14 protein-coding genes are annotated in these 11,704 nt (G+C 67.0%); 3 read left to right on the forward strand and 11 right to left on the reverse strand.

What is annotated here, in order from left to right; all coding sequences use genetic code 11:
- Positions 1-51: 51 nt before the first annotated feature.
- The 9 genes from AQZ49_RS12530 to AQZ49_RS12570 all read right to left on the reverse strand — a co-directional run bounded on the left by AQZ49_RS12530 (position 52) and on the right by AQZ49_RS12570 (position 7,566).
- Positions 52-651: a hypothetical protein gene (locus AQZ49_RS12530; RefSeq protein ID WP_231739213.1), complete on the reverse strand. Its 600-nt coding sequence runs from the start codon at positions 649-651 to the stop codon at positions 52-54.
- A gap of 84 nt (positions 652-735) precedes the next feature.
- Positions 736-1,248, reverse strand: coding sequence for a demethoxyubiquinone hydroxylase family protein (locus AQZ49_RS12535; RefSeq protein ID WP_197411031.1), 513 nt, complete (start codon positions 1,246-1,248; stop codon positions 736-738).
- A 5-nt stretch (positions 1,249-1,253) separates the two neighbouring features.
- The gene (locus AQZ49_RS12540) at positions 1,254-1,715 is read right to left on the reverse strand and encodes a disulfide bond formation protein B (RefSeq protein ID WP_067616152.1); all 462 of its coding nucleotides are present in this window, start codon (positions 1,713-1,715) and stop codon (positions 1,254-1,256) included.
- 10 nt (positions 1,716-1,725) lie between these two features.
- Complete coding sequence (locus AQZ49_RS12545; RefSeq protein ID WP_067616154.1) at positions 1,726-3,057, reverse strand: S41 family peptidase; 1,332 nt, start codon at positions 3,055-3,057, stop codon at positions 1,726-1,728.
- Positions 3,058-3,203: 146 nt separating this feature from the next.
- Positions 3,204-4,403 (reverse strand): murein hydrolase activator EnvC family protein, encoded by a 1,200-nt coding sequence (locus AQZ49_RS12550; RefSeq protein WP_231739214.1) that lies wholly within the window; start codon positions 4,401-4,403, stop codon positions 3,204-3,206.
- A gap of 183 nt (positions 4,404-4,586) precedes the next feature.
- The gene (locus tag AQZ49_RS12555; RefSeq protein ID WP_067616158.1) at positions 4,587-5,024 is read right to left on the reverse strand and encodes a 23S rRNA (pseudouridine(1915)-N(3))-methyltransferase RlmH; all 438 of its coding nucleotides are present in this window, start codon (positions 5,022-5,024) and stop codon (positions 4,587-4,589) included.
- 52 nt (positions 5,025-5,076) lie between these two features.
- The gene (gene rsfS / locus AQZ49_RS12560) at positions 5,077-5,463 is read right to left on the reverse strand and encodes a ribosome silencing factor (protein ID WP_067616160.1); all 387 of its coding nucleotides are present in this window, start codon (positions 5,461-5,463) and stop codon (positions 5,077-5,079) included.
- A gap of 112 nt (positions 5,464-5,575) precedes the next feature.
- Positions 5,576-6,313, reverse strand: coding sequence for a nicotinate-nucleotide adenylyltransferase (locus AQZ49_RS12565; protein ID WP_082701752.1), 738 nt, complete (start codon positions 6,311-6,313; stop codon positions 5,576-5,578).
- Positions 6,277-7,566: a glutamate-5-semialdehyde dehydrogenase gene (locus AQZ49_RS12570; RefSeq protein ID WP_067616163.1), complete on the reverse strand. Its 1,290-nt coding sequence runs from the start codon at positions 7,564-7,566 to the stop codon at positions 6,277-6,279. Before AQZ49_RS12570 ends, AQZ49_RS12565 begins: the two co-directional genes overlap by 37 nt.
- Positions 7,567-7,856: 290 nt before the next feature.
- Here AQZ49_RS12570 and AQZ49_RS12575 point away from each other — a divergent pair, with 290 nt between their 5' ends.
- Positions 7,857-9,068: a M23 family metallopeptidase gene (locus tag AQZ49_RS12575; protein ID WP_231739215.1), complete on the forward strand. Its 1,212-nt coding sequence runs from the start codon at positions 7,857-7,859 to the stop codon at positions 9,066-9,068.
- Entirely contained in the window at positions 9,061-9,423 is a 363-nt protein-coding gene (locus AQZ49_RS12580) for a bactofilin family protein (RefSeq protein WP_067616165.1), read from the forward strand. The genes AQZ49_RS12575 and AQZ49_RS12580 overlap by 8 nt, the downstream gene beginning before the upstream one ends.
- An 81-nt stretch (positions 9,424-9,504) precedes the next feature.
- Here the strand turns inward: AQZ49_RS12580 and AQZ49_RS12585 are convergent, their stop codons facing one another.
- Together AQZ49_RS12585 and AQZ49_RS12590 are read right to left on the reverse strand one after the other, a co-directional pair.
- Positions 9,505-10,182: a DUF1013 domain-containing protein gene (locus tag AQZ49_RS12585; RefSeq protein WP_197411037.1), complete on the reverse strand. Its 678-nt coding sequence runs from the start codon at positions 10,180-10,182 to the stop codon at positions 9,505-9,507.
- A gap of 131 nt (positions 10,183-10,313) precedes the next feature.
- Positions 10,314-11,342: an NAD(P)H-quinone oxidoreductase gene (locus tag AQZ49_RS12590; RefSeq protein WP_067616169.1), complete on the reverse strand. Its 1,029-nt coding sequence runs from the start codon at positions 11,340-11,342 to the stop codon at positions 10,314-10,316.
- Between the two features lie 93 nt (positions 11,343-11,435).
- On the opposite strand from AQZ49_RS12590, the gene AQZ49_RS12595 reads away from it, so the two are divergent.
- A complete protein-coding gene (locus AQZ49_RS12595; protein WP_067616171.1) occupies positions 11,436-11,663 on the forward strand; it encodes a DUF1192 domain-containing protein in 228 nt (75 codons plus the stop codon).
- Positions 11,664-11,704: the final 41 nt, after the last annotated feature.

Here is an 11,704-nt window from a genome sequence, read left to right on the forward strand (position 1 = left end):
AGTCCGGAGCGGAGACCATCCTCCCCGGCAACGGGGAGGATGCCCGACCGGTTACTGGTGTGAGGGCGGATCGACATCGGCGGGCGGAATGGCCAGCGCATTGGGCGCAGGCGCCGCGCCGGATTGCACATCGTCAGAGGTGCGTTCCTTGGCCAGCCGGGCCTCGTATTCCTTTTCCAGCGATTCGACGCGCGCCTGTTCGGCGGCGGCATCGGCATCGACCGATTCCAGCCGCTTGGCGCGTTCGGCCTCGATCAGCTTGGCAAAGTGTACGTCGGTCGACTGCTTCTTTTCGGCATAGGCATTGTTGATCAGCTTGGCCAGGCAGCCGGTGTCGCCGCCCGACCCGACCGGCGAACACGAATTGGTGCCGAATGCGCCCACCGTTTCATAGGCCTTGACCCGCTCGGTCCAGGCCTGGTTCGAAATCTTGTTGGGATCATCACGCAATGGTTCGGGAATGCGAAAGCGTTCGCCTTCATCCTTGCGCGCGCAGACGGTGATCTCGTTGCTGGTCGATGGCGGGCACGGGTCGCTGCCGAACACGATCAACTGGTTGACCTTTTCCCCACTGGAATCCGCGGCCAGCACCGGCTGCGGCGCGGCCAGCGCCCAGACTGCAAGGGCGGCGAACGGGATCAAGCGCTTCATCACGGCAAACTCCAGGCGGAAACCACCATCTCTATAGGCACTTCCTGCCTTTAACGGTAGCTGAAGTGCGGGCTTTGCGGCCAATCAAATTTTGGCGGACAGCCGAATCGCGGTGCGGCACCCCAGCCGGATGGCGTGGAACAGCAACGGATAGGCCGGTGCACGTTCCGCCCCGGCGGCAAAGGCCGCATCGCGATGTTCGCGTTCGTCATCGCGGAACTCGCGGATCACCGCGCCAAGTTCAGGATCGTCGTCGCCCAGTTCGTCAAGCTGTTCGGTATAGTGCCGGTCGATCTCGGTTTCGATCGCGGCGGTGCAGGCCATCGCCGCCTCCGGCCCGATCAGCGCGGTGGCCGCGCCCAGCGCAAAGCCCGCCACCGACCACAACGGTTGCAACAAGGTCGGGCGCACCCCGCGTTCGACGATCATCGCGTCAAACCGCGCACGATGCGCCTCTTCCTGCTGGGCCATGTGCAGGATTTCGGCCGAATGCGGCGCGCGGTCGCCCATCACCGCCAGTTGCCCCGCATAGATCCGCGTGGCGCCATATTCGCCTGCCTGATCGACCCGGATCATCGCCTTGTGCTGCTGCGTCATGCTGTTCACCGTCCCCGCCGGATGAGCCCGGCAATGACCGCCGCCGCCGTCAGCGATCCAATGCAGTTGTATCCCGCCATGCTGATCCCGAACAGCGTCCAGGCTGCCACGTCGCACCGGATGACGGGCGCATTCATGATCGCATCGAGCGGATCGCCGCTGAGCCGCGAGGTCGAACAGCTCGTCAGCCCTTGCCACCAGTGGTATTCGACCCCGGCGTGAAAGCCGCCGATCAGCCCGCTGACCGCAATCGCCAGCACCGCCAGCCAGACCAGCGTGCGCACCGCGCGCGCATCGCGCGCGATCCAGGCGCCCAGCGCCAGCACCAGCGCGGCAATATGCGCATAACGCTGCCACCAGCACATCTCGCACGGCGCCAGGCCATAGCCATATTGCGCGACCAGCGCGGTCGCCATCGCCCCTGCGGGCACGAGCACGGCCAGCGTGCGCGAAAGACGCAGCGTCATCGGCCCCGCCCTAGTGCTTGCGCGCGGCAAGCGCCGCCGGAGTGGCGCGGCCGATCGTCTGCAGCGCGTACCACAGTTGGAAATCGTCGATCGACTTGGCCTTGAGCTGTTCGGGCGTCATCTTGAACCGGGGATCGTCAATGGTGTCCTTTTCCAGTTCCTTGTCGTCCTTGATCTCGTTGACCAGGTGCCCGCGCAGATCGCTTTCGCGATAGGACCGCGCCGCGCGTTTGCGCAGATCGGGGTCGGAAATCTGCGGCACGGCGATATCGGGGGTAATCCCGCCTTCCTGCACCGAGCGGCCCGACGGGGTGTAATAGCGCGCGGTGGTCAATTTCAGCGCGGTGTCCTTGTCGAGCGGGATCAGCGTCTGCACGCTGCCCTTGCCGAAACTGCGCTGCCCCATGATCACCGCGCGGTGCTGGTCCTGCAGCGCCCCGGCGACGATTTCCGAGGCAGAGGCCGACCCTTCGTCGATCAGCACGACCAGCGGCAGATCCCGCGCGATATCGCCGGGGGTGGCGGTATAGGTCTCGGTATCGCGCGAGTACCGGCCGCGCTGCGACACGATCGTGCCGTGATCGAGGAACAAGTCGGACAGCGCCACCGCTTCATCGAGCAGGCCACCGGGGTTGCCGCGCAGATCGAGGATCAGTCCCGCCGGCTTGCCACCGGTCTCGGCCCGCACTTTGGCCCAGGCATCGTTGACTTGCGTTGCGACATTGGCGCTGAAGCTTGACACCGAGATCACGCCGACGCCGTTCACCACCTTGAAATCGACCGGACGCAGCTCGATGATCTGGCGCGTGATGGTCACATCGATGGGATCGTCGCGGCCGGCGCGATAGAGAGTCAGCCGCACCGACGTGCCGGGCGCACCGCGCATCTGATCGACCGCATCGTCCAGCGTGCCGCCATAGATCAGCTTGCCATCGAGGTGGGTGATGAAATCGCCAGCCTTCACCCCGGCCTTGTCGGCGGGGCTGCCCTTGGTCGGCGCGATCACCTTTACCGCGCCGTCTTCCATCGACACGGTCAACCCCAGACCGCCGTAGGACCCTTCGGTCTGGGTCTTGAGATTGGTGAAATCGCGCGCATCGAGATAGGAACTGTGCGGATCGAGCGAGGCCAGCATGCCGTTGATCGCGCCCTTGATCAGCTTGTCATCATCGACCGGGTCGACATAGTCGGCTTTGACTTTGTCGTAGACCGCGATCAGGCGGCCAAATCCCGGACCCGATCGCGCATCGATCGCCGCCAGCCCGGCGGTCGCCACCGGAACGAGCGCAATGGCAGTGGCAAGGGCAGTGGCACGCAAGGCAAGCGTAAGGCGTTTCGCCATGGGGGACTTTCGATAAAGTTCTGTCGCAGCACGTCTGTCGCTGCATTGGGGCGCTTCGTCCCATGCATGTAACGCTGCAATCGCATGAATACCAGATAGGCGATTGGGTAAGCGTGCATTCGATCGGTTTGGGCACGCCCCTGCGATCAGGGATGCAGGTATTCCATCGGGTTGACCGGGGCGCCATCCTTGCGCAATTCGACCGTCATGCGCGGATGGCCCGGTTCGGCCACCCCCAGCGGCGCGCCCTGGACGATCGATTCGCCCACCGCGACATCGATCCGCCCCAGCCCGGTGATCAGCGACGACCACCCGCCATCGTGCGCGATGATCACGATATGGGCATAACCGCGATAGGCCCCGGCAAACGCCACCCGCCCCGCAGCCGGGGCAACCACCTGGGCGAGGCCAGCGGGCGCCAGCACGATGCCATGTTGCGGCCCGGTCGGGCCGGTTTCGCCAAATCCGCTCAGCAGGCGCCCGGCGACCGGCAGCAACCCGGAAAACCGCAGCACCGGTGGCCCCGCGCTGACCTGTTCGATCTGCAACAGATGGCCGGCCACGGGCGCGGCACGGCCCAGATCGGCCGGGCGCGGCAGGGGCCCGGGCAGCGCGGCGAGCCGCCCGGCCAGCGCATCGTCCGCCTCCAGCCGGGTAACCAGCGCACCCAGATCACGCGTCTGTTCGGCCAGCGCGAGCACACGGTCGGATTCGCGACCGGCATTGCCCACCGCCGCCCGGCTGGCGATGCGCTGATGGCTTTCGAGCATCACCAGTTGCTGCTGCCGCGCGGCCAGATCGCGCTCGCTTTGCCCCAGACTTGCGGCCAGCGCGCGTGCCTGATCCTGCAACTGGCGCCCATGCGCAATTTCGGCGCGCAAGGCGGCGGTGCGCTGCGCGACTTCGGGCAGCATCGTTTCGAGCGTGGCACGCAACCACACCGTTTCGCGCAAGGAGTCGGCGCGCATCAGGCTGAACGCCAGCGGGCGACGCGCCATCATCTGCAAGGCCGCGGTCAGCCGCACCAGCGGCTGTTCGCGCCGCGCGATGCGGTCGCGCAGATCCTGCCGGTCACGATCGATCACCGCGATGCGCACCCGCGCCAGACCGATCTCGGCCTGGGCCTGCTGGATTCGTGCGGCGGTGGCGGCGGCGTCGCGCGCGGTGCGATCGGCAGCCTGTGTGGCGGCGGCGGCTTCGTGATCGAGCCGGGCGACGCGTGCCTGTGCGTCGGACAGCGCGCGTGTCGCGTCGCCCAGCGCCGCACCCGCCTCGCCGCGATCGGCATAGGGCGCATCGAGTGCCCAGGCCGCGCCCGCCACCATGGCAAGGGCCAGAATCGGCAAGACCGGCCCCAGCCAAGCAAACCGCAAAGCCCTCCACCTGCTGGGGGAGGGTTGGGTGGGGGTGTGCGACGCCGGATCGACACGCACCATCGCCCGCTTCGCACACCCCTCCCCAACCCCTCCCCTGAGGGGCGGGGCTTTGTCTGTGCCAACCGCGTCTGGGTGCAGGATCGACACGCTGCCTCAGCCCTCGCGATGATAGGGATGGCCCGACACGATGCTGGTCGCGCGCCACAACTGTTCGACCAGCATGACCCGCGCCAGCATGTGCGGCCAGGTCATCGCCCCGAAGCCGAGCAGCAGATCGGCCGCACCGCGCTGCGCCTCGTCATGGCCATCGGCGGCGCCGATCAGAAAGCGCGCCTCGCGCACCCCGTCATCGCGCCAGCGTTCGAGCACGCGGGCAAATTCGGATGAGCCCAGTTGCCGCCCGCGTTCATCGAGCACCACCGTGCGCACTGGCCCGGCCGGTACAGGAGGCGGTTGGCCGCCCCGATCGGGCAGTTCGGTCACGCGCAACGGGCCCAGCGCGCCGGTCGCCATGCGCCGGGCATAGCGATCGACCATGTCCGCCTCGGGTGAGCGGCCGATCTTGCCCCGGGCGATGACGTGCAACAGCATCACCCGGTCCTAGCCGAGATTGGCCACAACCGGAAATACCGGTTTTTATGTGTTACGCGGCGCCCTGGTCGCCAAAGGCCCACATCCGTTCCAGATTGTAGAACGAACGCACTTCGGGGCGGAACACATGCACCACCACGTCGCCGGTATCGACCAGCACCCAGTCGGCAGCCGGCAGGCCCTCGATACGCGAATGGCCATAACCGCCGTGTTTGACCCGTTCGGCCAGCTTTTGCGCCATCGTCGCCACTTGTCGGGTCGAACGGCCCGACGCGATCACCATGTGATCGGCGATGCTGCTTTTCCCTTCGAGCGGGATCGTCACCACTTCGAGCGCCTGGTCATCGTCGAGCGATTGCAGGATCAGATCGAGCAGGGTGGCCGGGGTGGGGCGTGGGGCGGTGCTGGCTTCGGCCAGGATCGGTTGGACGTTGGTCATGTGGGGAGGATGGTCTCCGTGGTTGGTGGCAGTCATGGGGTAGCAGATCCAAAAATAACGTACGCGACAGGTGGCTCGCCATCGCGGCGAACGACCAAAGGAACGGTCCCGTTCAGGATCGGGCCTTTCGCGACGACGAAAGGGCCTTTCCCGGGCGGACCAGGCGGAATGTCAGCATGTCGCGCGGAGCCGAGGCAGGAATGCGACGATGCCAATCCGGGTCGGCGGCGCGGATCGCCGTGGCCGACAGGGGATCGGGATCGAATCGCAATTGATACAGCGCCGGGGTATCCCGCCTTGCGCCAAATCGGCGGGAACCGGAAGCATCCGGAACCAACCTGTCCTGCCCGAGCCGCCGGCGCCAGCGGCGCAGCCAGACCATGGCGGGGCTCGCCACGGCGGCGCCATCATAGCCCGGACGCGCGATTACCGCAATCGGCATCATCCGCGCGATCGTGCGCCAGGCGCGCCAACGGTGAAACTGCGCCAGATTGTCGGCCCCCATCAGCCAGACAAAGCGGAAATTGGGGTATCGCCGCTGCAGCCGCGCCAAGGTATCGACGGTATAGCGCGTGCCCAGTTCGGCCTCGATCGCGCTGACCCGAATCGGCGCGCGGCGCGCCATCTTGCGTGCGCCCGCCACCCGTGCGCCCAGCGCCGCCATCCCCTCGACCGGTTTCAGCACATTGCCGGGCGACACCAGCCACCACACTTCATCCAGCCCGAGCGCGGCGCGCGCATGCAGGCTGATCCGGCGATGCGCCGCATGCGCCGGATTGAAACTGCCGCCCAGCAGCCCGATCAGGCGTCTGGTCAGGGCCGGATCTGGCCGGTGCCACGCACCAGCCACTTGTAGGTGGTCAGGCCTTCGACCGCGACCGGCCCGCGCGCGTGCAAGCGCCCGGTGGCAATGCCGATTTCCGCGCCCAGCCCGAATTCGCCGCCATCGGCAAACTGGCTCGACGCGTTGGCCATCACGATGGCGCTGTCGACTTCGGCCAGGAACCGTTCGGTCACTTCCGGATCGGCGGCGACAATGGCATCGGTATGCCCCGATCCATGCGCCGCGATATGCGCCAAAGCCTCGTCCAGCCCGTCGACCACTTTGACGGCCAGGATCGCTTCGAGATATTCGGTGTCCCAATCGGCGTCGGTGGCGGGCAGGATCCGCGGATCGATCGCCCGCGCGCGCGCGTCGCCACGCAATTCGCACCCCGCCGCGATCAGCGGTTCGACCAGCCCGTGCGGATCGGGGTAGCAGGCATCGATCAGCAGGGTTTCCATTGCGCCGCAGATACCGGTGCGGCGCAATTTGGCGTTGCGCACGATCGCGCTGGCCATCGCCGGATCGGCCGAGCGATCGACAAAGGTGTGATTGTTGCCATCTAGATGCGCCAGCACCGGCACGCGTGCATCGGACTGGACGCGCGCCACCAGGCTTTTGCCCCCGCGCGGCACGATCATGTCGATCAGGCCCGCCGCGCCGAGCAACGCGCCGACTGCGGCGCGGTCCTGCGTCGGCAGAAGCTGCACCGCAGCGGCCGGCACGCCGCCCGCCACCAGCCCTTCGACCAGCGCGGCATGGATCGCGCGATTCGACTGCACTGCCTCGCTGCCGCCGCGCAACAGCACCGCGTTGCCCGCCCGCACGCACAGCGCGGCCGCATCGGCGGTGACATTCGGGCGGCTTTCATAAATGATCCCGATCACCCCGATCGGAATGCGCACGCGTTCGAGCACCATGCCGTTGGGCCGCGTTGCGCGATCGATCACCGCGCCGGTCGGATCGGGCAGCACCGCCACGTCGCCAACGGCACTCGCCACTGCGTCGAGCCGTTTGGCATCGAGCCGCAAGCGATCGAGCAGCGCGCCCGACAGGCCATTGGCCTCGGCCGCCGCAACATCGCGCGCATTGGCCGCCAGCACGTCGGGCGCCGCCCGTCGCAAGGCATCTGCCGCCAGCAACAAACCGCGTTCGCGCGCCGATGCGGGCATCCGCGCCAGCACGGCCTGTGCCGCCTTTGCCTCGCGCGCCAGTCCATGGACCAGTTCGATAACGCTTTCTGCCCCGGTTTGGGCGGGGTGATCAAGGGTAGTAGCCATGTGCCGAGGCCTATCATGCCGGTGCCAGTGTGTCAGCCCCCGCGAGTCGCGCGACACCCATCCGAGTCGCCGGCTTGTGCGCAGACCCCGGTGACTGGATTCAGTCCGGTCCGGTTCGATTGAGCGTTGATCCGGCACGGTCCACCGATTCCAGCGCCATGCGCTAGTGCCCCACGGTCCCGACCCGCCTATGCGGCGCGGCGTGGGGTGGGACTGTTCTGCGCGGGGGCGCAGCAATGGCCGCCGGAGAGTGAAAGCCAGGGGTCGCCCGCTTGCCAGGTCGCATCGACGTGAAAAAACGCGGGAAGACGCGTGCGCCATCGGCGTTTGTGCTGGTGCGTATGGAGCAGGCCTGGCTGGATGCGCGCGCGCGCATCGCGGCGCGGCTGGTGCGGTGGTTTCCCAACCGCGAATTCTTCATGCGCAGCGAAGGGCATGTGCGGTTTCTGCGCGTGTCGACGCGGTTGCAGGCGAGTGTGGCCGGTGGCGTCGCGCTGGCCGTGCTGCTGTGGATCGGCGTGCTGGGCTGGGCGCTGGTCGGCCAGATTCTGGCCGGATCGAATCGCCAATCGCTGCTGACGCGCGAGGCCGCCGTGGCCAGCGCCGAAAGTCGCGTATCGCGCTATCGCGCCAATCTCGATGCGGTGGCGGGCGATCTGAAGCGGCGGCAGGATTTCCTCGAAAAGGCGGTCCAGGGCGTGATCGGCCCGATCCCCGACACCCTGCCCAAAGGCACCGTCAGCGACAGTTCGGGCGAAACCGCCAGGACCGTGCACAAGATTTCACTGCAAATGCCCGAGGCGGCGCCGTTGGCGCGGATCGAGGCGCGCCAGATCGCCTTTGCCGAACGCCTGACCCGGTTTGCCGATGATCGCGCGCGCGCCGCCAGCGGGGCGATCCGCAAGGTTGGGCTGAACCCGGCCACCGTGATCGCCGATGATGCCCGCGCCGAAGGCGGGCCGCTGATCCGGCTGGGCGCGGGGGTCGATCCGCGGTTCCTGCGGCTGGCCGCCAGCCTGGGCCAGATGAGCGCGATGAACACCGGCCTGGCGCATATCCCCAATGCCATGCCGGCCAGTTTCCAATATATCTCGTCGGGTTTCGGCGTACGCACCGATCCGATCGAGGGTGGCGCCGCGTTCCACCCGGGGCTCGATTTCAAGGGCCCCAAGGGTGCGCCAATCTATGCCGCCGCCGCCGGAACGGTCAGCTTTGCCGGACAGCGCCAGGGCTATGGCAATTGCGTCGAGATCAGCCACGGTCACGGATTGGTCACGCGCTATGCGCATATGTCGCGGATCACCACGCACATGGGACAACCGGTCACCGCAGGCACGCCGATCGGCCTGATCGGCAGCACCGGCCGGTCGACCGGGCCACATCTGCATTTCGAAGTTCGCATCAACGACCGTCCGGTCAATCCGCGCCCGTTTCTGGAGGCCCCGTTCCCGCATGTTTTCCCGGAAAACCACGTCGTCGGAAGGGACGCCCACCATGGCTAGCCGTGGCCAGGATGCCAGCTTTTCGGTGCTCGGTGCCGATCTGGTGCTGCGCGGCAGCCTGCGCGCCGAGGCCGATCTGCATATCGACGGCACGATCGAGGGCGATGTCACCTGCAAATCGCTGGTCCAGGGCGAAAGCAGCACAATCCGCGGATCGATCAGCGCCGAGGCCGTGCGCCTGTCTGGCACGGTAGAAGGCCCGATCGAAGCCGCCCAGGTGGTGATCCTGCGCACTGCCACGGTGCGCGGCGACGTGCGCTATGACGCGCTGACCGTTGAACAGGGCGCCAATGTCGAAGGCCACTTCGCCCGCCGCGATGGTGCGGGCAGTCCGGGGCTGGCGCTGATCGGCTGATCAACGACGATCGGCCATCAAAAAGGGGGCGATCCGCATGCCGGATCGCCCCCTTTTTTGATGACGTCATGCCCGTGCGGCTTAGCTGTCGGAACGGCCTTCGGCGCGGCGCTGGGCGAGCCATGCGGCGGCTTCGGCTTCCTGTGCGGCTTCGGCGGCGGCGCGGGTGTGGGCCTGACGCTCGGCGCGCAGTTCCTCGATCAGCGCGTCGCGGTCGGTGCCGAGGCGGTTGTCGTTGATGTCTTCGTCCTCGATGCCCGACCGCTTGGCGGCCTTGGCCACCAGCGCATCAAGCTCGCGTTGCGAACACAGGCCCAGCGTGACCGGGTCCTTGGGGTTGATGTTGGCAATGTTCCAGTGGCTGCGATCGCGGATCGCGGCGATGGTGTTGCGCGTGGTGCCGATCAGCTTGCCCACCTGGGCATCGGAAATTTCCGGATGGTGGCGCAAGATCCAGGCGATCCCGTCGGGCTTGTCCTGGCGCTTTGACACCGGGGTATAGCGCGGGCCCTTGGTACGGCTGATCGACAGCGGCGCGCGCTGCATCTTCAGCCGATAGTCGGGATTGGCCTGGCCGCGTTCGATTTCGGCCTGGGTCAATTCGCCCGAATGGACCGGATCGCGCCCGGTGTATTTCGACCCGGCCAGATCGTCGGCCATCGCCTGCACTTCAAGAATGTGCAGGCCACAGAAATCCGCGATCTGTTCGAAAGTCAACGCGGTGGTGTCGACCAGCCACGATGCCGTGGCATGTGGCATCAACGGATACGTGGGCTGCTGGCTCACGAGAACCTCTTTTGAAAACGAGCGGAAACAATAAGGGCCGCCCCTTGCGGAGCGGCCTCGACTTTTGCGATGTAGGCCAGCTATGCCCAAACGGCAAGCTGAATTCAGACCGACACGTCCAGCACGATCTTGCCGACATGGCCCCCCGATTCCATCCGCACATGCGCGGCGGCGGCATCGAGCAAGGGGAAGCTGGTGTCCATCACCGGGCGCAACAGGCCCTCGCCCGCCAGAGGCCAGACGTTTTCGGCGATTTCCAGCGCCAGCGCGGCCTTGAACGCGTTGCTGCGCGCGCGCAGGGTCGATCCGGTCAGCATCAGCCGCCGCATCATCACGTCAGCCATGTTGATTTCGGCGCGCACCCCGCCCTGCACCGCGATCGTGACATGGCGGCCATCGGCGCCCAGACATTTGAGATTGCGCGGCACATAGTCGCCCGCCACCATGTCGAGCACCACCTCGACCCCCTTGCCCCCGGTGATCGCGGCGACTTCGGCGACGAAATCGGCGGCCTTGTAATCGATCGCGTGATCGGCGCCGAGCGCCAGCGCGCGTGCGCACTTGTCGGCGCTGCCGCAAGTGACGATCGTGGTCAGCCCGAATAGCCGCGCCAGCGTGATCGCCATCGTGCCGATGCCGCTGGTGCCGCCATGCACCAGGATCGTTTCGCCATCGCGCGCATAGGCGCGTTCGAACACATTGTGCCACACCGTAAACAGCGTTTCGGGCAAGGCCGCCGCTTCGGCCAGCGACAGCGTTTCAGGCACTGGCAGGCAATGCCCCGCCTCGGCCAGACAGAACTGCGCATAGCCGCCGCCGTTGACCAGCGCGGCGACGGGCGTGCCAACCAGGGGATTGGCAACCCCCTCGCCCACCGCGACGACATGGCCCGAAACCTCCAGCCCCGGGATCGGCGAGGCGCCGGGCGGGGGCGGGTAGAATCCCTGCCGCTGCACCACATCGGGCCGGTTGACCCCCGCATGGGCCACACGAATCAGCACTTGCCCCGGCCCCGGTACCGGGACGGGCAGCGTTTGCGCGCGCAGCACTTCGGGCCCGCCGGGAGAGGCGATACCGATAGCCAGCATCGTCGGCGCCGGGGCGCCGGAAAGAAAATCGGAATTTGCAGACATGCTAGTGGTTTCCCCCCACATGGGAATCCTTTCACCCCCCTACCCACACGACCGGTTGACAGCAAGAACCAAGGCGCCACATTGTGACCCACAATGGACATTGACGATCGCCCGCGCCCGCTTGGGGATCTGGCCAGCCAACTGGCAAGGGAATCGCTCGACCATCTTTCGGTCGACGAACTGGGCGAACGCATTCGGCTGCTGGAAACCGAGATCGCGCGCATCGTCGCCCACCGCGACCGGGCCCAGTCGCACCGCGCCGCCGCCGATGCGCTGTTTGCCCGCCCCGCCAATCCCCCGCCCGGGGATCGCACAGCATGATCGGCGCCGCCCTTCTCAACCCCGGGCGGCATTCCCATATG

The organism is Novosphingobium sp. FSW06-99 (assembly GCF_001519065.1).
Taxonomy (GTDB): Bacteria; Pseudomonadota; Alphaproteobacteria; order Sphingomonadales; family Sphingomonadaceae; genus Novosphingobium.

Coding starts and splice junctions, on each gene's coding strand:
- AQZ49_RS12530 (WP_231739213.1), bottom strand. CDS start 651: ATGAAGCGCTTGATCCCGTTCGCCGCCCTTGCAGTCTGGGCGCTGGCC.
- AQZ49_RS12535 (WP_197411031.1), bottom strand. CDS start 1,248: ATGACGCAGCAGCACAAGGCGATGATCCGGGTCGATCAGGCAGGCGAA.
- AQZ49_RS12540 (WP_067616152.1), bottom strand. CDS start 1,715: ATGACGCTGCGTCTTTCGCGCACGCTGGCCGTGCTCGTGCCCGCAGGG.
- AQZ49_RS12545 (WP_067616154.1), bottom strand. CDS start 3,057: ATGGCGAAACGCCTTACGCTTGCCTTGCGTGCCACTGCCCTTGCCACT.
- AQZ49_RS12555 (WP_067616158.1), bottom strand. CDS start 5,024: ATGCTGTTGCACGTCATCGCCCGGGGCAAGATCGGCCGCTCACCCGAG.
- rsfS (WP_067616160.1), bottom strand. CDS start 5,463: ATGACCAACGTCCAACCGATCCTGGCCGAAGCCAGCACCGCCCCACGC.
- AQZ49_RS12570 (WP_067616163.1), bottom strand. CDS start 7,566: ATGGCTACTACCCTTGATCACCCCGCCCAAACCGGGGCAGAAAGCGTT.
- AQZ49_RS12580 (WP_067616165.1), top strand. CDS start 9,061: ATGGCTAGCCGTGGCCAGGATGCCAGCTTTTCGGTGCTCGGTGCCGAT.
- AQZ49_RS12585 (WP_197411037.1), bottom strand. CDS start 10,182: ATGCCACATGCCACGGCATCGTGGCTGGTCGACACCACCGCGTTGACT.
- AQZ49_RS12590 (WP_067616169.1), bottom strand. CDS start 11,342: ATGTCTGCAAATTCCGATTTTCTTTCCGGCGCCCCGGCGCCGACGATG.
- AQZ49_RS12595 (WP_067616171.1), top strand. CDS start 11,436: ATGGACATTGACGATCGCCCGCGCCCGCTTGGGGATCTGGCCAGCCAA.